Origin of the sequence: Streptomyces sp. NPDC016562 (assembly GCF_043076955.1) — a bacterium.
Lineage (GTDB): Bacteria > Actinomycetota > Actinomycetes > Streptomycetales > Streptomycetaceae > Streptomyces.
Genome location: NZ_JBIBRZ010000008.1, coordinates 256,492 through 277,066 on the forward strand (window position 1 = coordinate 256,492; position 20,575 = coordinate 277,066).

Consider the following 20,575-nt stretch of genomic DNA (forward strand, 5'->3'; position numbering starts at 1 on the left):
TCGCCTCCTCTAGATGCCTCTGCCTGTCCTGCACGGTCCTGCAAGCCCTGACCCACCGTACTCTCAGGCTTCCTCGGGCAGTTCCCCGACCCGGTTCTCCCACTTCGTGGAGAGCACGATGGTGGTGCGGGTACGCGAGACGCCCTTGGTGCCGGAGAGCTTGCGGATGATCTTCTCCAGGCCGTCCACGTCGTTGGCGCGCACCTTCAGCATGAAGGAGTCGTCGCCCGCGATGAACCAGCAGTCCTCGATCTCCGCGAGGTCGCGCAGCCGGCGGGCCACGTCCTCGTGGTCCGCGGCGTCGGAGAGCGAGATGCCGATCAGCGCCGTGACGCCGAGGCCGAGGGAGGCCGAGTCCACCGTGGCCCGGTAGCCGGTGATGACGCCGGCGGTTTCCAGCCGGTTGATGCGGTCGGTGACGCTGGGGCCGGAGAGGCCCACGAGACGGCCCAGCTCCGCGTACGAGGCACGACCGTTTTCCCGGAGTGCCTGGATGAGCTGCCTGTCCACCGTGTCCATTACGTGGAGCCTTCCATTATTCGGCGATCCTGCAAGTTTAGGTATAGAATCTAAGGCACACAGGGTCAACACCCTGTGAAATCTTTCATCAGATCAATGACGATCTTCAGGAGTGGTTCACCGTGTACACGATCGAGATGGCCTACGCGCACATGCGACAGCTCCAGGAGCTGGCCAACCGATCCCGTGCCCACCAGCCCGCCGCCGCCCACCGCATCGACAAGATCCGCAAGCCGCTGGGCCGCAAGAAGGCCTAGTCACCGCCGCTTGCCCCCAGGGGAGCACGGGAGCCTCCCAGCTCCCCGTCCCAACGGCGGTACAGCCGGTGCGGCACCCCTGCCGCGTCCAGCACCCGCCCCGCGACGAAGTCCACCAGATCCTGGATGTGCGTCGCACCCGCGTAGAACGCCGGAGAGGCGGGCAGCACGACCGCGCCCGCCTCGTCCAGCGTCACCAGATGCTTCAGCGTCTGCCCGTTCAGCGGGGTCTCCCGCACCGCGACCACCAGCCGGCGCCGTTCCTTGAGCGTCACGCTCGCCGCGCGCTGGAGCAGGTCCTTCGACAGCCCGAGCGCCACCCCCGCCACGCACGCCGTGGACGCGGGGACGATCAGCATCCCCTTGACGGGGTACGAGCCCGAGCTCGGGCCGGCCGCCAGGTCCCCGGCGCCCCAGTACCGGACGTCCGCGTCCTCCATGACACCGGGAAACGTCCCCGGCTTGCCGTCGGCGCCGCGCGCCAGCCACTGCGCGAGGTCGTCGCGCCAGTGCCCGTCGCGGAAGGCGATCCCCGTCTCGTCCAGCAGGGTGAGCCGCGAGGCCCGGCTGACCACCAGGTCGACGCTCTCCCCCGCGGTGAGCAGCCCGCGGAGCACCGCCGCCGCGTACGGCGTCCCGGACGCCCCGGAAACCCCTACCACCCAAGGGGTGCGCTTGCGCTCAGTCATACCTCCGAGACTATCCGGCCACGCCCGGGCAGGGGCGGGTCAGGTCTCGCTCGGGTGCACGGGCCGCCGGGACACCCCCTCCGGGCCCGGGTTGCCCATGGCGCCCGCTAGAAGGTCAGGCCCCGGGCCGCCAGGTCGGCCAGCGCGCACACGAAGAGGGCGATGCCGATGAAGCCGTTGACCGTGAAGAAGGCGCGGTTCAGGCGGGACAGGTCGTGCGGCTTGACGATGGTGTGCTCGTAGCAGAAGGCGACGGCGACGATCGCGAGGCCGGACCAGAACAGCGCGCCCGCGTCCGTGGCGAGGGCGTACCAGACCAGCAGGGCCGTCGTCACGACGTGCGCGCCGCGGGCCCCCCACAGGGCGGCCGGGACGCCGAAGCGGGCCGGGACGGACTTGACGCCCTCGGCGCGGTCCGCGGCCACGTCCTGGGAGCCGAAGATCAGGTCGAAGCCGCCGATCCACACGCCCACCGCGAGGCCCAGGATCACCGCGTCCCACGACCACTCGCCGGTGACGGCCAGCCAGGCGCCGACCGGGCCGATCGCCTGGGCCAGGCCCAGGATGGCGTGCGGGAAGTTCGTGAAGCGCTTGCCGTACGGGTAGACCACCATCGGGATCACCGCGACGGGCGCCAGCGCCAGGCACAGCGGGTTCAGCAGCGCCGCCGAGCCGAGGAAGACGGCGACGGCGATCGCGGCCCCGGTCCAGGCCGAGCGGACGGACACCGCGCCGGTGACCAGTTCGCGGCCGGCCGTGCGCGGGTTACGGGAGTCGATCTCGCGGTCGATGATCCGGTTGGCGGCCATCGCGAAGGTGCGCAGCCCGACCATGCAGACGGTGACGAGCAGCAGCTTGACCCAGTGCACGTTCCGGTCGAGCTGGAACATGGCGGTGAGCGCGGCGATGTAGGCGAAGGGCAGCGCGAAGACCGAGTGCTCGATCATCACGAGCCGCAGGAAGGCCTTGACCTTGCCGGTGGCCTGCGGCGCGGGGCCGGAGCCGGGTCCCAGGACGTCGTCGGCGGTGGTCATCATGCGAGGCTCCCGCGGAACGTCTCCAGGCCGGCCTGCAGTTCCGCCGCCGGGAGCGCGCCGAGCTCCAGGGTCCGCGCCGCGGCTCCCTCCTCCGGAGGGGTGACGTGGGCGGTGATCACCCAGGCCGCGCCGGCCGGGCGGCCGTCGAGGCGCAGGAAGTTCCCGGCCTCGACGGTGAACGGCTCACCGGCCGCCAGGGCCTGCTGGAGCCGCTCGGCGAAGTCGTCCGCCTCGACGTCCCGCGCGCCGGGCAGCTCGAAGCCGCCCTCGTCGTCCTCGTCGAAGTCCCCGTCGTACATGACGGCCCAGGTGTCTCCGGTCCCCGCGAACTCCTCGGGGCTCACCCCCGCCTCCTGTGCGGCGTGGACCACACCGGGCTGCGTCGGGTCGATCTCGGGCCGCGCCAGGGCCACGTACGACGCCTCGGTGCCCAGGAAGAGCTCCGGGCCTCCCACTGCGATCGGGCTCACAGTCCGTACTCCTTCCAGCGCCGGTCCACGAGGGCGGCCGTCGCGGGGTCGGACTCCACCATGTCGGGCCAGCCGCCGTCGCGGGTGTAGCCCTCCTCGGGGAGCTTCTTCGTCGCGTCGATGCCCGCCTTGCCGCCCCAGAACTGCTGGTACGAGGCGTGGTCCAGGTGGTCGACCGGGCCCTCCACCACCGTCAGGTCGCGGGAGTAGTCCGTGTTGCCCAGCGCCCGCCAGGAGACCTCGTGCAGGTCGTGCACGTCGCAGTCGGCGTCGACCACGATGATCAGCTTGGTCAGCGACATCATGTGCGCGCCCCAGATGGCGTGCATGACCTTCTGCGCGTGCTTCGGGTACTTCTTGTCGATCGAGACGATCGCGCAGTTGTGGAAGCCGCCCGACTCCGGCAGGTGGTAGTCCACGATGTCCGGCACGATGATCTTCAGCAGCGGCAGGAAGAAACGCTCCGTCGCGCGGCCCAGCGGGCCGTCCTCCGTCGGCGGCCGGCCGACGACGATCGACTGGAGCAGCGGACGCTTCCGCATCGTCACGCAGTCGATCTTCAGCGCGGGGAACGGTTCCTGCGGGGTGTAGAAGCCGGTGTGGTCGCCGAAGGGACCCTCGGGGAGCATCTCCCCCGGCTCCAGCCAGCCCTCGATGACGACCTCGGCGTGGGCCGGGACCTGGAGCGGGACCGTCTTGCAGTCGACCATCTCGATCCGCTTGCCCGCCACGAACCCGGCGAAGAGGTACTCGTCGATGTCGCCCGGCAGCGGCGCGGTGGACGCGTACGTCACGGCGGGCGGGCAGCCGAAGGCGATGGCGACCGGCAGCCGCTCGCCGCGCTTGGCGGCTACCGCGTAGTGGTTGCGGCTGTCCTTGTGGATCTGCCAGTGCATGCCGATGGTGCGCTTGTCGTGGCGCTGGAGGCGGTAGAGGCCGAGGTTGCGCACGCCGGTCTCGGGGTGCTTGGTGTGGGTCAGGCCCAGGTTGAAGAAGGAGCCGCCGTCCTTGGGCCAGGTGAAGAGGGCCGGCAGCTGGTCGAGGTCCACGTCGTCGCCGGTGAGGACGACCTCCTGGACGGGCGCGGAATCGCCCTTCACCTTCTTCGGCGGCACGTGGACCATCGAGCCGAGCTTGCCGAAGGCCTCGCGGACGCCGATGAAGCCCTGGGGCAGTTCGGGCTTGAGCAGGCCGCCGATTTTCTCGCTGATCTCGCCGTAGGACTTCAGGCCGAGGGCCTTGAGCAGGCGGCGGTCGGTGCCGAAGACGTTCATGGCCAGCGGCATCGCCGAGCCCTTGACGTTCTCGAAGAGGAGCGCCGGGCCCCCCGCCTTGTTCACTCTGTCGACGATCTCCCCGATCTCCAGATACGGGTCGACTTCGGCCTTGATGCGCTTGAGGTCGCCCTCCCGCTCCAGAGCCCGGAGCAGCGAGCGGAGATCGTCGTAAGCCATGGGGCCCAGTATCCGCCACCAACTACGCTGGGAGTGTCACCGGGGCCCTGTGCGGCCCCGCCGCCACTGCCCGGGAGTCGGTCCCACACCGTGCTGCGCTATCTGCCGTTCCTGCTGATCATCGCGCTGACCATCTACGCCTTCATCGACTGCCTGAACACGCCGGAGGAGGAGGTCAAGCACCTCCCGAAGGTGATCTGGGTGATCATCATCCTGCTCTTCTCGATCGTCGGCCCGGTGGTCTGGCTGTTCGCGGGCAAGAAGCGGTCCGCCGTGGGGGGCGCCCGCCCGGCGAGGACCCGGTGGGTGGCGCCGGACGACAATCCGGAGTTCCTGCGGTCGCTGCGCCAGGAGCGGGCCGACGACGAGGACACGGGCGAGGACAAGAACAAGGGCAAGGGCGAGGGCAAGAAGGACGGCGAGCAGCCCTAGCCCGGACCAGGGGTGCCCCAGGGGTTACGCGGCCCAGGGCAGGATGCGGGTGCCCTCGGTGCCCGCGACGGAGACGACCCCGTCGCACCGCATGACCACGTACGCCTCGCAGCGCTCGGGGGCGTGGACGCGGCGCGGTACGTCGGCCGGCAGGACCAGGGTCTGGCCGGCGCGGACCGTCTCGGTGCGGCCGTCGCAGGTGATCTCCAGCGAGCCGGAGGTGAGCGTCCACACCTGCTCGCGGCTGACCGTGTGCTCGGGGCCCGTGTTTCCGGCGGGCATGTCGACGTGCCAGGTGCTGAGCTCGGCGCTGCCCCGGCTGGGGGCGGCGAGGCCGGTCATGGTGGCGTTCGGGGTGACGGTGACGTGCTCGGGGGCGGTGGTGATCACGTGCAAGGCGGATCCTCGTCTTCTCGGTCGCATGGGTGAGGGGTCGAGTTGGTCAAGCAGCTTTACTCGCACTGAGTAAAGCAGCTTGACTCGACCGTGTCACCATATTTACGTGACGAGACAAGACACCGACGGCCCCGAGCTCGCCTTCCTGCTCGGCCTGGGCTTCCAGCTGCTGCTGGGCGAGTTCACGCGCCGGCTCGCCGAGGCCGGGTACGGCGACCTGCGGCCCGTGCACGGCATGGCCTTCCAGGCCCTCAAGGGCGCCGGCGCGACCGGCACCGAGCTGGCCGACCGGCTCGGGGTGACCAAACAGGCCGCCGGACAGATCGTCGACGACCTGGAGAAGCGCGGCTACGTCCGCCGCGAGCCGCACCCCGAGGGCGGCCGCCGCAAGCTGGTCGTCCTCACCCCGGCGGCCACCGCGCACCTCGCCGTCGCGGGCCGGGTCCTGCACGAGCTGGAGGCCGAGCTCGGCGGCGCCGTCGACCTCGGCGCACTGCGCGGGGAGCTCGGGCGGCTGGTCGGCGCGCTTCACGGGGAGGAGGGCCTGCCGCCGCTGCGGCCCGTGTGGTGAGCGTGAGCGCGGCCGCGCGCGGGCGTCAGGCCGGGGAGAGGGAGGCGTAGGCCTCGCGCAGTTCGGCCCAGCGGGTGTCGGTCCACGCGGACCAGTTCGCCGGACGTCCGGCCAGCGCCGCTTCCAGCAGTTCGAAGTGCTCGTGCCAGCCCGCGAGGCAGTCCAGGCGGTCGTCCTGCGATCCGCCCCGCTCGTTGACGAACCGGAGCACCGTCGAGTCGGTGCCGACCGCCTCCAGGTGGAAGCGCAGCCGCCCGTGCTCGGTGAGCGTGTACTCCGCGACCCGCTCCACGTCCCAGGCGGTGACCCGGCCGGTCGCCACCGTCCCGGTGTTCAGCCAGCGCAGCGTCACCGCCCCGCCGAGCCGGCGCTCCAGTACGTCCGCCGCGGCCAGCCAGCCGAGCAGCCCCTCCGTCGTGGTCAGGGCGGGCCAGAGCGTCTCGTAGGCGTAGGGCAGGTGCAGCTCGAAGCGGAGCAGCCAGCGGTCCTCGCCGCGGCGCTCGCTGGTGGCATGGCTCACGAGAGACATGCCACCAGGGTCCCACTCCGGGCGGTCAGACGCCCGCGTAGGAGTGCTTGCCGCTGAGCAGGATGTTGACGCCGTAGTAGTTCCAGATCCAGCAGGCGAAGGCGAAGAGCGCCAGGTAGGCGGCCTTGCGGCCCTTCCACCCGGCGGTGGCGCGGGCGTGCAGGTAGGCGGCGTACGCCACCCAGGTCACGAAGGACCAGACCTCCTTGGGGTCCCAGCCCCAGTAGCGGCCCCAGGCGTCGCCGGCCCAGATCGCGCCCGCGATGATCGTGAAGGTCCACAGCGGGAAGACGGCCGCGTTGATGCGGTAGGAGAACTTGTCGAGCGAGGCCGCGGAGGGCAGCCGCTCCATCACCGAGGAGCGGAACCGGCCGGGCGTGCGGCCGGCCTCCAGGTGACCCTCGTAGGAGTCGCGGAAGAGGTAGAGGACCGCTCCGGCCGCTCCGATGTAGAAGACGGCGCCGCAGAAGATCGCGGTGGAGACGTGGATCCACAGCCAGTACGAGTGCAGGGCCGGGACGAGCTGGTCGCTGTCGGTGTAGAGCCAGGTCACGGCGATGCCGAGGTCCAGCAGGACGGTGGTGACCAGGAGCAGGCCGAGCCAGCGCACGTTCTTCTTGAAGGCCAGCAGGACCAGGTACGCGCCGACGGCCACCGTGGAGAAGGTGATCGAGAACTCGTACATGTTGCCCCAGGGGGCCCTCTCGACCGACAGCGCGCGGGAGACGACGCCGGCCGCCTCGATGAGGAAGGCGAGCGCGGTCAGCGAGATCGCGATCCGCCCGTACAGGTCGCCCTGCACGGTGCCGCCGGAGGCGCCGGGGCCGTCCGGGACGTCGCGGGTGCCCGCGGCGGAGCGGGTGGTGACCTTGGGCCGGTCGAGGACGGCGGTGGCGCCGTTCTTGCCCTTGACCTGCACGGCGGGGCCGCTCCGGGCGTCCTGGACGCCGTCGGCGCCGCGGGCGCCGGTCAGCGCGGCGGCCGTACGGGCCACCTTGCTGCGGCTGCCGAAGGTCCACTCGGCGATGTGCGCGAGGAAGGCGAGCGTGTAGACCGCCATCGACGAATAGATCAGGTAGTTGCTGATCTCAGCCAGACTCTCGTTGGCTGCGGCTGCGAGCGGCGTCATCCGCGCTCTCCTTCAGGGGTTTCTTCCACACGGGGTTCGACGGGTGCGGCTGGTTCGGCGGATTCGGCAGGTGCGGCCGGCTGGGCCGGCGCGCTCGGCGCCTGCTCGTGCAGTGTGGCGGCGAGGTCCGAGAGCTCCTGCGGGAGCCGGGCGGACTCGCTGCGGCCGAGGCCCGCCATCTCGACGACGGTCACCCCGTCGCGGCCGCGCACCGCGCGGACCCAGATCCGGCGGCGCTGGATGAACAGCGATCCGGCCAGGCCCCCGATGGCGGCGATCGCGCCCGCCAGGGCGAGCCCGCTGCCGGGCTGGTGGGTGACGGAGAAGGTGGCCCACCGCTCGATGCCCTCGAACTTCACGATGCCCGCGCCGTCCGGCAGGGTCATCGTGTCGCCCGGCTTCAGCTTCTGCTTGAACGGCTGGCCCGTCTCGTCCTTGAAGGACTGCATCTTGGACGTGTCGAGCTGGTACACGTTCTGCGGCAGGCCCGAGTCCACGCCGAGGCTGCCGTGCCAGGCGTTGAGCATGAGCCGCGGCTGGATCAGCGCCGGGAACTGCGAGAACATCGTGCCCTGACCCTCGCCGGCGAAGGTCGGCACGAAGACGGCGTTGAAGCCGAGCTGCTCCTTCTTGCCGTCCTTGTCCTTGTAGCCGTCGGTGACCTTGACGGCTCCGGTCGAGGTGAGGTTGGAGTCCTGCGGAAGCATCGGCACGGCGTCCTTGAAGATCACCTTGCCGGTGGGGTCGGTGACCGAGAGGACCGGCGCGTAGCCGTGGCCCAGCAGGTAGACCTTGGAGCCGTCGACGACCAGGGGCTTGTTGACCTGGATCTCACGCTTCTGTGGCGTGCCGTCGGCGCCCTTGGTGTAGGTGACGTACGCCTTGAAGTCGCGCGGCGTGCCCTTCTGCGGGCCGGTCATCTCGTACGTCGCGTCGAACTGGTCCAGCGTGAAGCTGAACGGCGGCAGGTCGTCCGGGTCGAAGAGGGCGCCGGACTTGAAGTCGTCGTACTGGGTGAGGGTGTTGGAGAAGCCGCTGCCGCGCAGGACCAGCTTGCCGCCCTCGGACTTGAAGTACTGGCCCCAGGCGAAGGCCACCAGCATCACGATCAGCGCGACGTGGAAGATCAGGTTCCCGGCCTCGCGGAGGTAGCCCTTCTCGGCGGCGACGTGGTCCGTGCCGCTCTCGGTACGGAAGCGGTTCGCCCCGAGCAGCGCCTTCGCGTACGAGAGGACCTCGTCCGGGGTCTTGTCCGTGCGCCAGGTGGTGTGGGCGGGCAGCCGGTCCAGCCGCTTGGGGGCGCCCGGCGGGCGGCCGCGGAGCTGGCCGACGAACTGCCAGGAGCGCGGCAGGATGCAGCCGATCAGCGAGATGAACAACAGCAGGTAGATCGCGGAGAACCACACCGAGCTGTAGACGTCGAAGAGCTGGAGCTTCTCGGCGACGGTCACCCAGGAGGGGTTGTCCCTCTTCCAGAGGGCGACCTTCGTCGCGTCGACGGAGGTCTGCGGGATGAGGGAGCCGGGGATGGCGCCCAGGGACAGCAGGAAGAGCAGGATCAGCGCGACCCGCATGGAGGTGAGCTGCCGCCAGAACCAGCGGATCCAGCCGATCACGCCGATGCCGACGGGAGCGCTGTCCTCGACGGGGGCGGTGGAGAGCTGGGCTCCGGCCGCGGCGTCGGTCAGGTCCGCCGCCGCAGAAGGTGCGGCGCCGGATGCGGGCTCGGGGGACGCCTCGGTGGGTGCCTTGTCAGTCGTACTCATGTCCGTGTCAGTCCTCAGATCCCCACCGTGAAGCCTTGGGTCCAGCTCTGCATGTCGCTGACGATGCTGTCCCACAAACCTGTGACGAGCAGCAGACCGGTGAGGACCAGCATGCCGCCACCGATGCGCATCACCCACGCATAGTGCTTCTTCACCCAGCCGAATGCCCCGAGTGCCTTGCGGAAGGCGATCGCGGCGAGGATGAAGGGCAGGCCGAGTCCGAGGCAGTAGGCGACGGTCAGCAGCGCCCCCCGGCCCGCGCTCGCCTGGTCGATGGAGAGCGTGTTGACGGCGGCGAGGGTCGGGCCCATGCAGGGGGTCCAGCCGACGCCGAACAGGACGCCGAGCACGGGCGCGCCGAGGAGTCCCGCCGTCGGCTTCTTGTGGAAGCGGAACTCCCGCATCGTCAGCCCCGGGATCAGCCCCATGAAGAACAGGCCGAGGACGATCACCAGGGCGCCGAGGACCCGGGAGATGATCGCCTTGTTGTCCTGGAGGCTCGCGCCGAAGTAGCCGAAGAGGGCGCCGGTGGAGACGAAGACGGCGGTGAAGCCCGCGATGAACAGGCTCGCGCCGGCCAGCATCCGCCCCCGCCGCGCCTCGGCGAGGTCGGCGCCGCTGACGCCGGTCACGTAGGAGAGGTAGCCGGGGACGAGCGGGAGCACGCACGGCGAGAAGAAGGAGACCAGCCCGGCCAGGACCGAGATGGGCAGGGCGAGCAGCAGGGCGCCGTTGAGGACCGTGGTGTTCACGCCGGCCGGCTCACTTCTCCGCGAGGATCGGGTCGATCATGGAGCGCAGGGTCGCCTCGTCGACCGCGACCAGCGCGCGGGCGGCGATCCTGCCCTCCTTGTCGAGGACGATCGTGGAGGGGATGGCCTGCGGGTTGAGCGTGCCCTTGGGGAAGCGGAGCATCAGCTTGCCGTGGGGGTCGTAGAAGCTCGGGTAGGTGATGCCGAAGTCCGCCTCGAAGGCGGCCGCGTTCTGCTTGCTGTTGTCGCGGGTGTTGATGCCGACGAAGGCCACGTCCCCGGCGCCGTCGCCGAGCTCCTTGGCGACCTTCGCGAAGTACGGGGCCTCCTGGCGGCACGGCGGGCACCAGGAGCCCCACACGTTGAGGACGACGACCTTGCCCTTGAGGGTGGTGGTGTCGAGGGTGCTGCCGTCGACGGTCTCGCCGTCGAGCTTGGGGGCCTCGGCGCGCTCGCCCTGGGCGACGCGGGAGATGCCGGTCGTGCCCGTGACGTAGTTGCCGCCGGCGCTGCCGTTGGCCTTGCCGCCCCCGTCGGAGTCCCCGCACGCCGTCAGGGTCAGGGCGCTCGCAAGGGTCACCGCGGTCATCATGAGGGCGCGGCCGCTGGTCGAGCGGCGGCTACTTCTACGGACACGGGCGCGGCTAAGGCTCATGTGAAAAGTTTCGCATGAGCAATTCGCGGATCTACCGCGCCCCCCGCGCGGCTGCCCGCGTCCTGGACGAACGGCTGGTCAGAGCGGGGTCGTGTAAGCGCTCCAGCCCCCGGCCGGCGACTGGCCCGGGCCCAGCGAGCGGAGCTTGGCGAGCACCCGGGGGTCCTGGACGTCCAGCCAGTCGGCGAACTGCCGGAAGGAAACGAGTCGTACGTCCCTTTTGTCCGCCATGCCCTTGAGTGCCTCCTCCACGGCGTCCATGTAGATGCCGCCGTTCCACTCCTCGAAGTGGTTGCCGATGAAGAGCGGCGCGCGGTTGGTCTCGTACGCCCGCCTGAACCCGCCGAGGTAGGTGGCCGTGGCCTGGGCGCGCCAGTTCGGGTAGTGGGCGGGCACCCCTTTCGTGGTGTTCTTGGATTGATTGGCCAAGATGTTGTAATCCATGCTCAGCACCTCGAAGGAGTGCCCGGGGAAGGGCAGGGACTGCAGCGGCAGGTCCCAGAGGCCCTCCTTCTTCACCGGCCACACCTGGAGCCCGCCGGGCGAGCTGGAGTCGTAGCGCCAGCCCAGCTCGCGGGCGGTCGCGAGCAGGCCGTCCCGGCCGAGCAGGCAGGGGGTGCGGGCGCCCGTCAGTTCCCGGCGGTAGTCGAAGGGGAGGGCTTCGACGTCGGTGAAGCCGGTGTGGGTGCGCCAGTTCGTGACGAACGACACGGCCTGGTCGATCTCGCTGCGCCAGTCCTCCGGGCTCCACCGGGCGACGGAGCCGGAGCCGGCGCAGAAGTGGCCGTTGAAGTGTGTGCCTATCTCGTGCCCGTCGAGCCAGGCCTCGCGGACGTACTTCAGGGTCGAGCGGATGTTCTCGTCCTTGAGGTATCCGATGTCCGAGGCCCCGACGGGGTTGTTCGGCGGCCGGTAGAGGCCGCGCTTCGACTCGGGCAGGAGGTAGATGCCCGAGAGGAAGAAGGTCATGGCCGCGCCGTGGTCCTTGGCGAGCTTGAGGAAGCGCGGGAAGAGACCATTCCCGATCTCCCCCGCGCCGTCCCAGCTGAAGACGACGAACTGCGGCGGGGTCTCGCCCGGCTGGAGGGGCACGGGCGCGGCCGGCTGGTTCGGCTGGGGGCCGGTGTCGGCGGTGGAGCCGTCGCCGAGGGGCGTGGCGACCGGCTTCCCGCCGGGCTTGGGGTTCTTCACGGCGCCCGGAGCGCCGGGACCGGACGCGCCCGGTGAGCCGCAGCCCGCGATTCCCACCGCGGCGGCGGCCCCGAGCCCGAGCCCCAGCACGCCCCTGCGGCTGATCCCGCCGATCCGGCCGCTGACCTGACCGGTCTGAGTGACCTGACTGAAGTCGCGCATCGCACCGTCCCGTCATCACTGGCCCAGCCCATGCCATCGCCCATATAAACGGACAATTGGTCGGGACGTGCGGCACTGGAACGGTGATTCCCGGCGCGACTTGTATTTATTTAGGTAAAGCTGTAACGGTTCGTAACAGTCCGTCAGGCGCCGAACGCCTTCGACGCACCCTTCACCGGCTTCGCCCCCGCCAGCAGGTGCGCCGGGACCAGGTCCCGGGCCGGCTCGCTGTAGCCCACCGACACCAGCTTGTCGCCCTGGAAGGTGAAGGACGTCAGCGAGGCGAGCGTGCACTGGCGGCGGCGGGGGTCGTGCCACAGCCGGCGCTTCTCCGCGAAGCTGCGCACGATCCAGATCGGCAGCTGGTGGCTGACCGCCACCGCCTCACGGCCGCGGGCCGCGTCGCGTGCCGCCTCCAGCGCGCTCATCATCCGGACCACCTGCTCCACGTACGGCTCGCCCCAGGACGGCTTGAACGGGTTCGTCAGGTGCTTCCAGTTGGCCGGCTTGCGCAGCGCGCCGTCACCGACGCCGAAGGTCTTGCCCTCGAAGACGTTCTCCGCTTCCAGCAGCCGCGCGTCCGTCGCCAGGTCCAAGCCGTGCACCTTGGCGATCGGCTCCGCCGTCTCCTGCGCCCGCTCCAGCGGGGAGGACACCACGTAGGCGATGTCCCGGCTCTTGAGGTGCTCGGCGACCCGGTCCGCCATCCGGCGGCCCAGCTCGGAGAGGTGGTAGCCCTCGCGGCGCCCGTACAGGACCCCGTCCGGGTTGTGCACCTCGCCGTGGCGCACCAGGTGCACGACGGTCAGTTCGGGGGTGGCGGGGGTGGCGTCGTTGCTCATGCGGTGGCCTCCGCGGCGGCTCGGGCGGCGGCCGGCAGTGCCGCCGCGATGCGCTCGATCGCCTTCTCGTCGTGGGCGGTGGACACGAACCAGGACTCGAAGGCGGACGGCGGCAGGTAGACGCCCTGCGCCAGCATCGAGTGGAAGAAGCCGTTGAAGCGGAAGCCTTCCTGCTTCTTGGCGTCGTCGTAGTTCCTGACCTCGTCCTCCGTGAAGAAGACGGAGAACATGTTGGACGCGGTCTGGAGCCGGTGCGCCACGCCCTCCTTGGTCAGCGCCTCGGTGACCAGGCCCTGGATCTGCAGCGACACCGCGTCGACCGTCTCGTACGCGGCTTCGTCCAGCAGGCGCAGCTGCGCGAGACCGGCGGCGGTGGCGATCGGGTTACCGGAGAGCGTGCCCGCCTGGTAGACGGGACCGGCGGGGGCCAGGTGGCCCATCACGTCCGCCCGGCCGCCGAAGGCCGCGGCCGGGAAGCCGCCGCCCATGACCTTGCCGAAGGTCATCAGGTCGGGCTTGACCCCGTCGACGCCGTACCAGCCCGCGCGGGAGGTGCGGAAGCCCGTCATCACCTCGTCGGAGATGTACAGGGCGCCGTTCTGACGGCAGATTTCAGCCAGCCCCTGGTTGAAGCCCTCGGCGGGGGTCACCACGCCCATGTTGCCGGGCGCGGCCTCGGTGATCACGCAGGCGATCTCGCCGGGGTGCGCGGCGAAGGCCGCCCGTACCGCCTCGATGTCGTTGTAGGGGAGCACGATCGTGTCGCCGGCCTGCGCGCCCGTCACACCGGGGGTGTCCGGCAGCGCGAAGGTCGCGAGCCCCGAACCGGCGGCGGCCAGCAGCGCGTCCACGTGGCCGTGGTAGCAGCCGGCGAACTTCACGATCTTGGCGCGGCCGGTGAAGCCGCGCGCCAGGCGGATGGCCGACATGGTGGCCTCGGTCCCGGAGGAGACGAGCCGCACCTGCTCGACGGGCTCGATGCGCGCCACGATCTCCTCCGCGAGCGCCACCTCGCCCTCGCCGGGCGTGCCGAAGGAGGTGCCGCGGGCGACGGCCGCCTGGACGGCCGCGATCACCTCGGGGTGGGAGTGGCCGAGGATCATCGGCCCCCACGAACACACGAGGTCGACGTATTCGCGACCGTCGGCGTCGGTGAGGTACGGACCGGTCCCGGACACCATGAACCGGGGCGTACCGCCCACGGCGCGGAAGGCGCGCACGGGAGAGTTCACGCCGCCGGGGGTCACGAGGGAGGCGCGCTCGAAGAGCGTCTGCGAAACTGGGGCTTCATACGGGTACGGGTAGCTCACACCAGCCATGGTCTCAGAGGCCGCGACAGACTTGCGGGCGGGCGTTTCACCGCGTCGCCGCGGGGGAGGTCACTGCCATGATGATCAGGCTGCGTGGCGGGGGTCACGGGGCCGGGGCGAGTAAGACCAGTCGGGTGGAGATATGCAACGCGGTGGTGGACCGGGCGAGGGTACGGACGGCCTCGATCCGCAGCGCGCCCGCGAATCCCGCGAGGCCCGCCGCCGGGGCAGGCACCGCCGCCGCTCCACCGAGGCGGCCGACGCCGTCCCCGCGCCCACGACACCGGCGGACGACCTGCCCAGGGGCCGCGGCATGGGAGTGACGTACAAGTACTTCGGCGCCCCGGACGGCGCCACGGCGGCCCGGGTCCCGGTCACGATGCGCCCGGAGGAGCTCGGCGGCGACGAGCTCGGCATGGGCGGCCTCTTCACCAAGATCAAGCCGGAGACGATGGCCGCGATGGTCCTCACCGGCATCGAGGGCATACCCCTCCACGAAGTGCCCCCGCTGGAACTGGTCGTCCTCCACCCCGACTACGCGGTGGTCAAGCTCCCGATGACGGTGGTCGACCCGCTGCGCGGCGTCGGCGAGGAATCGGTGGGCGCGGCGGCCTTCATCTGGTCCACGGTCCCGGACCGCGGCGGCCCGCGCGACGCCTTCAACGTCTACCAGCTGCTCCACGAGTGGCAGGACTTCTCCCACCGCCTCCACGAGGCGGGCCACCAGCCGTACTGCCTGGTCTGGCCCTGACCGGTTCCCGGCGGGCCGTCACACAGGTCGCATGGATCGCATAACGTGAGCCGGATGCAGACGTCTGTGCGGCTGGAGCCGTGGGGGGCCGGGGACTTCTGGCTCCTGGAGCGCAACAACGAGCCCGCGATGACCGAGCACCTGGGCGGCCCCGAGTCCGCGGAGCGGCTGGCCGACCGGCAGTGCCGTTACGAGGCCATGAGCGTGCGGGAGCCCACCGCCGGGCGGATGTTCCGGGTGGTGCTGGAACCCTCCGGGGAGAGCGTGGGCACGGTCGGCTTCTGGGAGCGGGAGTGGCAGGACGAGCCGGTCTACGAAGCGGGCTGGGGCATCCTGCCCGAGTTCCAGGGCCGGGGCCTGGCGGTGGCCGCACTGACCGAGCTCCTCACGTACGCCCGCACCCACGGCACCCGCACCACGGTCCACGCCTTCCCGGGCACGACCCACACGGCCTCCAACGGCGTCTGCCGCCGAGCAGGATTCGAATGCCTCGGCGAGGTCGCCTTCGAATACCCACCCGGCGTCCCCCACCCGAGCTACGACTGGCGCTACGACCTCCACCCTTCCAGCCCCGCCGCACCCCCCAGCCCCGCCGGCGTTTGAGGCGCGGGGGGCCGGGGGCGGAGCCCCCGCGACGGCGCCGCACCCTCACGCGACCGTCAGCACGACCCGCCCCCGCGTCCCCGGCACCGCAAGCCGCTCATGCGCCTTCACCGCATCCGCCAGCGGGAAGGTGTCCGCCACCCGGAGCGTGAGCTCACCCCCGTCGACCAGCGACACCAGCCGGCCCAGCAGCGCCCCGTCCGGCGCCACCTCCTGCTCCCGCACGCGAACCCCCCGCACCCCCGCCGGAGCGTGGTTCGGGATCAGCCCGACGTACACCCCGCCGTCGCGGACGAAGCCCAGCGCCGGCTCCCCCAGTACGGCCGCGTCCAGGACCCCGTCCAGGACCCCGTCCACCGGCCCGTCCCCCACCGCGTCCCGCGCGACGAAGCCGGCCGCGCCCAGCGAGCGTACGAAGTCCTCGTCCTCCGCACCCGCCAGCGCCGTCACCACCAGCCCGGCCCGCACCGCGAGCTGGACCGCGAGGCCGCCGACCACGCCCGCCGCGCCGGTGATCAGGACCGAGGAGCCGGGCGCGAGCCCCAGCTGCTCCACGGCGCGGGCCGCGGTCAGCCCGCTCAGCGGGAGGGCCGCCGCGCTCACCTCGTCCACCGTGGAGGGCGCGGCGGCGATGGCGGTGGCGTCGAGGACCACGTACTGCGCGTGCGTCCCGGCCGGCTTCACCGCCCCGTAGTGCAGCCCGACGACCCGCTGCCCGACCGCCCAGCCGGCCACGTCCGCGCCGACCGCGTCGATCTCCCCGGCCACGTCCCAGCCGAGGCCGATCCGCTGGCCGGCGCCGCCGAAGACGCCCGCGCGGACCGCTCCGTCCACCGGGTTGACCCCGGCGGCCCGGACCCGGACGCGGACCTGGCCCGCCGCCGGCCGCGGCACCGGGACCCGGGCCAGTTCCACCCGCTCCGGTCCGCCGAACTCCGTCACCACTGCCGCCTGCATCGTCTGCTCGCTCATGTCACCGTCTCCTACTGCCAGTTGCCGTCGCGCACCTTGTCGCGTTTCCGATGGCACTAACGTAAAGAGAGGTACTATCTTTTCGTAAGTACGCACTCGGAAGTGCGTACCCGACCCGGAGGTAGGCGCCATGGCCACCAGCACCGCCGCAGCCCGCCGCGAGGACGCCCGCGCCGCCTACGACGCCTTCCTCAAGGAGTGCCCCACCAGCCAGCTCCTGGCCCGCATCAGCGACAAGTGGGTCGGCCTCATCGTCAGCGCGCTGGGCCAGGCCGAGGACCGCACCATGCGCTACAGCGACCTCGGCCGACGCATCCCCGGCGTCAGCCAGAAGATGCTCACCCAGACCCTGCGCGCACTCGAACGTGACGGCCTGGTCACCCGCACCGTCACCCCCACCGTCCCCGTCCGCGTCGACTACCGCCTCACGGACCTCGGCAGCAGCCTCGGCTGCCTCCTGTCCTCCGTGAAGCTCTGGGCCGAGAACCACTTCGACGAGGTCAGCGCCCACCGCCAGAGCTACGACGAGACCGCCGCGACCTCGTGAGCGCACCCTCGTAAACCCGGCGCGGCCACCAGCCCTGCAATGGCATGCTGACAGGGTGAACGGACCCGGCATTCAGCTCACCCTCGCCCCCGAACTGCGCCTCTTCGCCCCGCCCAGCCGGCGCGCCGAGCGCGTACCGACCGCGACCGACGGCGCCTCCAGCCTCGGCCACGTCGTCGAGTCCGTCGGCGTCCCGCTCACCGAAGTCGGCCGCCTCCTCGTCGACGGTCACGAGGTGCCCGTCTCGTACGTGCCCCAAGAAGGCCAGAACGTCGAGGTGTTCGGGGTCGACCGCCCCCAACGCGTCACCGGCGCGCCGCTGCGCTTCCTGCTCGACGTCCACCTCGGCACCCTCGCCCGCCGCCTGCGCCTGCTCGGCGTCGACGCCGCCTACGAGAACGAGGACATCGGCGATCCCGCCCTCGCCACCCGTTCCGCCACCGAGCGGCGCGTCCTGCTCTCGCGCGACCGCGGCCTGCTGCGCCGCCGCGAGCTCTTCGCCGGCGCGTACGTCTACAGCGACAACCCGGACGAGCAACTGCGCGACGTCCTCAGCCGGTTCGCGCCGGCCCTCGCGCCGTGGACCCGCTGCACCGCCTGCAACGGGCCGCTCCACGAAGCCGACAAGGAGAGCGTCGGCGACCTGCTGGAACACGGCACGCACCGCTCCTACGACGTCTTCGCCCAGTGCGCCGCGTGCCAGCGCGTCTACTGGCGCGGCGCCCACCACGCCCGCCTGGAGCGGATCGTGGACGAGGCGGTCATGGAGTTCGGCACCACCTGAGCCGTACCAGCTGAGCCTTGAAGCCGGGGGCGGCCTCACAGGCGGCCGAGCTCAGAAGGCGTAGGCGTCCCCCGTGTCCAACGCCAGCACCACGTGCTCGTTGTTGGCGTGGTTGCGGTCCGTCGCCCCGCCGTTCCACCACGTGTCGACGCGCACCACCACCTCCGACGGCCTCTCCCGCAGCTCCAGCACCATCCCGATGTGCCGGCCCCGCCCGTGCAGCGGCAGCGGGCCCGTCTCGCAGACCACCTCGCGCAGACCGGCCCGCGCACAGCCCTCCGCCAGCTGCTGGCGGTCCCCGAGCTCGGCCGACAGCCGCACCCGCACCGTCGCGTTCGGCAGGGCGGCCGGTCCGTCGTTCTCCGGGACCATCCAGATCCGCAGCTGCGATCCGGTCAGGGCCACCCGGCCGTGGTACGCCACATCGGCCTCCGGCCCGGCCGTCTCCCACCCCGACCCCCACGCGGGCGTACCCGCGCCGAGCGCCAGCACTCCCGCCACCACCACACCACGTACGGCACCACGGCGCACCGACACCACCTCCTCGCGCGGACCTTAGCCACCACCGTCCCCGACCAGTCGGACCATCACACGAACGAGGGCGCGCCCACCCCCATCCGCCGCGCCGTCCGTACGTACCTTTGAGCCATGCTGATCGCCCGCTCCGCCGCCCTGTTCACCCTCGCCGCCCTTCTGGAGATCGGCGGTGCCTGGCTGGTCTGGCAGGGCGTCCGCGAGCACAAGGGCTGGGCCTGGATCGGCGGCGGAGTCCTCGCACTCGGCCTCTACGGATTCGTCGCCACCCTCCAGCCCCAAGGCGACTTCGCCCGGGTCCTCGCCGCCTACGGCGGGGTCTTCGTCGCCGGATCCCTCGCCTGGGGCGCCGTCGCCGACGGCTACCGCCCCGACCGCTGGGACATCGCCGGCGCCCTCGTCTGCCTCGCCGGAATGGCCGTGATCATGTACGCCCCGCGCGGCCGCTGAGCCCCGCCTATGCTGGCGGGGAATCGCCCGTACGAACGACCGACCCGCGCACGACCGACCCGCGCACGACCGAGGAGCCCCGCACATGAGCACGGCCACCAAGACCGCCGTCGTCACCGGAGCGAGCAGCGGCATCGGCGCCGCCACCGCCCGACAGCTCGCCGCGGCCGGCTACCACGTCGTCCTCACCGCCCGTCGCAAGGACCGCATCGAGGCCCTCGCCGCCGAGCTCACCGCAGCGGGCCGGCAGGCCACCGCCCACGCCCTCGACGTCACCGACCGCGCCGCCGTCGACGCCTTCGCGTCCTCCCTCGGCCGCTGCGACGTACTGATCAACAACGCGGGCGGCGCCATCGGAGCCGAGCCCGTCGCCACCGGCGACCCCGCCGACTGGCGCACGATGTACGAGGTCAACGTCATCGGCACCCTCAACGTCACCCAGGCCCTGCTCCCGGCCCTCACCGCCTCCGGCGACGGCACGGTCGTCGTCCTCTCCTCCACCGCGGGCCACTCCACGTACGAGGGCGGCGCGGGCTACGTCGCCGCCAAGAACGGCGCCCGCGTCCTCGCCGAGACCCTCCGCCTGGAGATCGTCGGCCAGCCCGTACGCGTCATCGAGATCGCCCCGGGCATGGTCAAGACCGAGGAGTTCGCCACCACCCGCTTCCGCGGGGACATCGAGAAGGCCGAAAAGGTCTACGCGGGCGTCGCGAACCCCCTCTCCGCCGACGACGTGGCCGACACCATCACCTGGGCGGTGACCCGCCCCAGCCACGTGAACATCGACCTCCTGGTGGTCCGCCCCCGCGCCCAGGCCTCGAACACGAAGGTCCACCGCGAGCTCTAGAGGCTGCCTGGCGGATCAGTAGGCGCGCACCCCCGTGGCCTCCAACAGCTGCGGCCGGCCACAGTTGCAGGCCGCCACCTCGGCCGGCCCGGGGGCGCCGGCCGGCCGGACCAGCGACCTGCCGTCGTCGAGCTTCAGCACGGGCAGCTGCGGACCGGTCACCTCGTGCGCGAACGTCTACCGGGCCAGCCCCTTGAGCTCCGGCTCCTCCGCCACTTGCACCTTCAGCCTGCGTGATCACCAGCGGGGGCGCTCACCAGACAGAGGACCGGATCCGTTTCAGTCCCCCATGAAAAATTCGTGTTCAACCTTTTGCCGGCGGCAGCACTCAGGACAGGCGACAGACACGAGTGAAGGGGAGGCTGATGCCGCCAGGCACCGAGCACGACTCCGGGCAAGACGTCAGACACGGCTTCAGGCCCGGGGCGGGCCAGGACCTCGATTTCGAGGCCTTCGCCCGGGCCAGTCAGCGCAAGCTGTACCGGACCGCGTACCTGCTGTGCGGGAACGCCGACGGCGCACGCGATCTGACCCAGACGACCCTCGCCAAGCTGTTCCAGCACTGGCGGAAGGCATCCGCCGCCGAGAGTCCCGACGCGTACGCCAGGACCGTACTGACCCGCACGTTCCTCGCCGAACGGCGACGCCGGCTGCGGGACCTCCTGGCCCACCGGCACGCCGACCGGCCGCCGCTGCCCGAACACGCCGAGCTGCGCGTCACCCTGCTCGCCGCACTCGCCGAGCTGCCGCCGCGCGCCCGCGCCATGGTCGTCCTGCGCTACTGGGAGGACCTCAGCGTCGGCACGGTCGCCGAACTGCTGCGGTGCAGCGAGGGAACGGTCAAGAGCCAGTGCTCACGCGCCCTGGCGAGGCTGCGCACGCAGCTCGGCGAGGCCCACCTCTACGCCACCGAGAACTGAGGAGAC

General features: G+C 71.3%; 27 protein-coding genes. 10 read left to right on the forward strand and 17 right to left on the reverse strand.

Features of this window, described 5'->3' with window-relative positions; translation table 11 throughout:
* Window positions 1–63 precede the first annotated feature (63 nt).
* Window positions 64–519 (reverse strand): Lrp/AsnC family transcriptional regulator, encoded by a 456-nt coding sequence (locus ACF059_RS28430; protein ID WP_030009228.1) that lies wholly within the window; start codon window positions 517–519, stop codon window positions 64–66.
* Window positions 520–641: 122 nt separating this feature from the next.
* Between ACF059_RS28430 and ACF059_RS28435 the strand changes: the two genes are divergently transcribed.
* The gene (locus tag ACF059_RS28435; protein WP_360901709.1) at window positions 642–776 is read left to right on the forward strand and encodes a hypothetical protein; all 135 of its coding nucleotides are present in this window, start codon (window positions 642–644) and stop codon (window positions 774–776) included.
* Here ACF059_RS28435 and ACF059_RS28440 read toward each other — a convergent pair.
* The 4 genes from ACF059_RS28440 to ACF059_RS28455 form a co-directional block, all read right to left on the reverse strand.
* Window positions 773–1,465, reverse strand: a complete 693-nt coding sequence (locus ACF059_RS28440) for a UbiX family flavin prenyltransferase (protein WP_392062409.1) — start codon at window positions 1,463–1,465, stop codon at window positions 773–775. The two genes, ACF059_RS28435 and ACF059_RS28440, sit on opposite strands and share 4 nt — an antisense overlap.
* Before the next feature lie 107 nt (window positions 1,466–1,572).
* Window positions 1,573–2,499 (reverse strand): menaquinone biosynthesis prenyltransferase MqnP, encoded by a 927-nt coding sequence (mqnP, locus tag ACF059_RS28445; protein WP_392062562.1) that lies wholly within the window; start codon window positions 2,497–2,499, stop codon window positions 1,573–1,575.
* Window positions 2,499–2,972, reverse strand: coding sequence for a hypothetical protein (locus ACF059_RS28450; RefSeq protein ID WP_392062412.1), 474 nt, complete (start codon window positions 2,970–2,972; stop codon window positions 2,499–2,501). The genes mqnP and ACF059_RS28450 overlap by 1 nt, the downstream gene beginning before the upstream one ends.
* Window positions 2,969–4,426, reverse strand: coding sequence for a menaquinone biosynthesis decarboxylase (locus tag ACF059_RS28455; protein ID WP_392062415.1), 1,458 nt, complete (start codon window positions 4,424–4,426; stop codon window positions 2,969–2,971). The genes ACF059_RS28450 and ACF059_RS28455 overlap by 4 nt, the downstream gene beginning before the upstream one ends.
* Window positions 4,427–4,516: 90 nt before the next feature.
* On the opposite strand from ACF059_RS28455, the gene ACF059_RS28460 reads away from it, so the two are divergent.
* Window positions 4,517–4,858 carry a PLD nuclease N-terminal domain-containing protein gene (locus ACF059_RS28460; RefSeq protein WP_392062418.1) on the forward strand — a complete coding sequence of 114 codons (342 nt, stop codon included), beginning with the start codon at window positions 4,517–4,519 and terminating at the stop codon, window positions 4,856–4,858.
* Between the two features lie 24 nt (window positions 4,859–4,882).
* On the opposite strand, the gene ACF059_RS28465 is transcribed toward ACF059_RS28460, so the two are convergent.
* Window positions 4,883–5,248 carry a cupin domain-containing protein gene (locus tag ACF059_RS28465; protein WP_392062421.1) on the reverse strand — a complete coding sequence of 122 codons (366 nt, stop codon included), beginning with the start codon at window positions 5,246–5,248 and terminating at the stop codon, window positions 4,883–4,885.
* 112 nt (window positions 5,249–5,360) lie between these two features.
* Here ACF059_RS28465 and ACF059_RS28470 point away from each other — a divergent pair, with 112 nt between their 5' ends.
* The gene (locus ACF059_RS28470) at window positions 5,361–5,825 is read left to right on the forward strand and encodes a MarR family winged helix-turn-helix transcriptional regulator (protein ID WP_392062424.1); all 465 of its coding nucleotides are present in this window, start codon (window positions 5,361–5,363) and stop codon (window positions 5,823–5,825) included.
* A gap of 25 nt (window positions 5,826–5,850) precedes the next feature.
* Here ACF059_RS28470 and ACF059_RS28475 read toward each other — a convergent pair whose 3' ends face one another.
* The 8 genes from ACF059_RS28475 to hemL all read right to left on the reverse strand — a co-directional run bounded on the left by ACF059_RS28475 (window position 5,851) and on the right by hemL (window position 14,170).
* Complete coding sequence (locus tag ACF059_RS28475; RefSeq protein ID WP_392062427.1) at window positions 5,851–6,354, reverse strand: SRPBCC domain-containing protein; 504 nt, start codon at window positions 6,352–6,354, stop codon at window positions 5,851–5,853.
* A 25-nt stretch (window positions 6,355–6,379) separates the two neighbouring features.
* Window positions 6,380–7,483: a c-type cytochrome biogenesis protein CcsB gene (gene ccsB, locus ACF059_RS28480; protein WP_392062430.1), complete on the reverse strand. Its 1,104-nt coding sequence runs from the start codon at window positions 7,481–7,483 to the stop codon at window positions 6,380–6,382.
* Entirely contained in the window at window positions 7,480–9,249 is a 1,770-nt protein-coding gene (locus ACF059_RS28485; RefSeq protein ID WP_392062433.1) for a cytochrome c biogenesis protein ResB, read from the reverse strand. The genes ccsB and ACF059_RS28485 overlap by 4 nt, the downstream gene beginning before the upstream one ends.
* 14 nt (window positions 9,250–9,263) lie before the next feature.
* Window positions 9,264–10,001, reverse strand: a complete 738-nt coding sequence (locus tag ACF059_RS28490) for a cytochrome c biogenesis CcdA family protein (protein WP_392062436.1) — start codon at window positions 9,999–10,001, stop codon at window positions 9,264–9,266.
* A 10-nt stretch (window positions 10,002–10,011) separates the two neighbouring features.
* Window positions 10,012–10,656 (reverse strand): TlpA family protein disulfide reductase, encoded by a 645-nt coding sequence (locus ACF059_RS28495; RefSeq protein ID WP_392062439.1) that lies wholly within the window; start codon window positions 10,654–10,656, stop codon window positions 10,012–10,014.
* 78 nt (window positions 10,657–10,734) lie between these two features.
* Window positions 10,735–11,961, reverse strand: a complete 1,227-nt coding sequence (locus ACF059_RS28500; RefSeq protein ID WP_392062565.1) for a hypothetical protein — start codon at window positions 11,959–11,961, stop codon at window positions 10,735–10,737.
* 191 nt (window positions 11,962–12,152) lie between these two features.
* Entirely contained in the window at window positions 12,153–12,851 is a 699-nt protein-coding gene (locus ACF059_RS28505) for a histidine phosphatase family protein (RefSeq protein WP_392062442.1), read from the reverse strand.
* Window positions 12,848–14,170 (reverse strand): glutamate-1-semialdehyde 2,1-aminomutase, encoded by a 1,323-nt coding sequence (gene hemL, locus ACF059_RS28510; protein WP_360901600.1) that lies wholly within the window; start codon window positions 14,168–14,170, stop codon window positions 12,848–12,850. The genes ACF059_RS28505 and hemL overlap by 4 nt, the downstream gene beginning before the upstream one ends.
* 304 nt (window positions 14,171–14,474) lie before the next feature.
* Between hemL and ACF059_RS28515 the strand changes: the two genes are divergently transcribed.
* Window positions 14,475–14,912: a hypothetical protein gene (locus ACF059_RS28515; protein WP_360901694.1), complete on the forward strand. Its 438-nt coding sequence runs from the start codon at window positions 14,475–14,477 to the stop codon at window positions 14,910–14,912.
* Window positions 14,913–14,966: 54 nt separating this feature from the next.
* Window positions 14,967–15,515 (forward strand): GNAT family N-acetyltransferase, encoded by a 549-nt coding sequence (locus tag ACF059_RS28520; RefSeq protein WP_392062446.1) that lies wholly within the window; start codon window positions 14,967–14,969, stop codon window positions 15,513–15,515.
* 45 nt (window positions 15,516–15,560) lie between these two features.
* Here the strand turns inward: ACF059_RS28520 and ACF059_RS28525 are convergent, their stop codons facing one another.
* Window positions 15,561–16,472 carry an NADP-dependent oxidoreductase gene (locus ACF059_RS28525; RefSeq protein WP_392062568.1) on the reverse strand — a complete coding sequence of 304 codons (912 nt, stop codon included), beginning with the start codon at window positions 16,470–16,472 and terminating at the stop codon, window positions 15,561–15,563.
* Between the two features lie 145 nt (window positions 16,473–16,617).
* Between ACF059_RS28525 and ACF059_RS28530 the strand changes: the two genes are divergently transcribed.
* Complete coding sequence (locus ACF059_RS28530; RefSeq protein ID WP_360901241.1) at window positions 16,618–17,034, forward strand: helix-turn-helix domain-containing protein; 417 nt, start codon at window positions 16,618–16,620, stop codon at window positions 17,032–17,034.
* A gap of 55 nt (window positions 17,035–17,089) precedes the next feature.
* Entirely contained in the window at window positions 17,090–17,818 is a 729-nt protein-coding gene (locus ACF059_RS28535; RefSeq protein ID WP_361953911.1) for a Mut7-C RNAse domain-containing protein, read from the forward strand.
* Between the two features lie 51 nt (window positions 17,819–17,869).
* On the opposite strand, the gene ACF059_RS28540 is transcribed toward ACF059_RS28535, so the two are convergent.
* Complete coding sequence (locus ACF059_RS28540; protein WP_392062450.1) at window positions 17,870–18,349, reverse strand: hypothetical protein; 480 nt, start codon at window positions 18,347–18,349, stop codon at window positions 17,870–17,872.
* 117 nt (window positions 18,350–18,466) lie between these two features.
* Between ACF059_RS28540 and ACF059_RS28545 the strand changes: the two genes are divergently transcribed.
* Together ACF059_RS28545 and ACF059_RS28550 are read left to right on the forward strand one after the other, a co-directional pair.
* On the forward strand, window positions 18,467–18,802 hold the full coding sequence (locus ACF059_RS28545; protein WP_366865974.1) for a YnfA family protein: 336 nt from the start codon (window positions 18,467–18,469) through the stop codon (window positions 18,800–18,802).
* 85 nt (window positions 18,803–18,887) lie between these two features.
* Window positions 18,888–19,649 (forward strand): SDR family oxidoreductase, encoded by a 762-nt coding sequence (locus ACF059_RS28550; RefSeq protein ID WP_392062453.1) that lies wholly within the window; start codon window positions 18,888–18,890, stop codon window positions 19,647–19,649.
* Between the two features lie 15 nt (window positions 19,650–19,664).
* Here ACF059_RS28550 and ACF059_RS28555 read toward each other — a convergent pair whose 3' ends face one another.
* A complete protein-coding gene (locus ACF059_RS28555; protein ID WP_392062456.1) occupies window positions 19,665–19,811 on the reverse strand; it encodes a hypothetical protein in 147 nt (48 codons plus the stop codon).
* Window positions 19,812–20,014: 203 nt separating this feature from the next.
* Between ACF059_RS28555 and ACF059_RS28560 the strand changes: the two genes are divergently transcribed.
* The gene (locus tag ACF059_RS28560; RefSeq protein ID WP_366865977.1) at window positions 20,015–20,569 is read left to right on the forward strand and encodes a SigE family RNA polymerase sigma factor; all 555 of its coding nucleotides are present in this window, start codon (window positions 20,015–20,017) and stop codon (window positions 20,567–20,569) included.
* The last annotated feature ends 6 nt before the right edge of the window (window positions 20,570–20,575 follow it).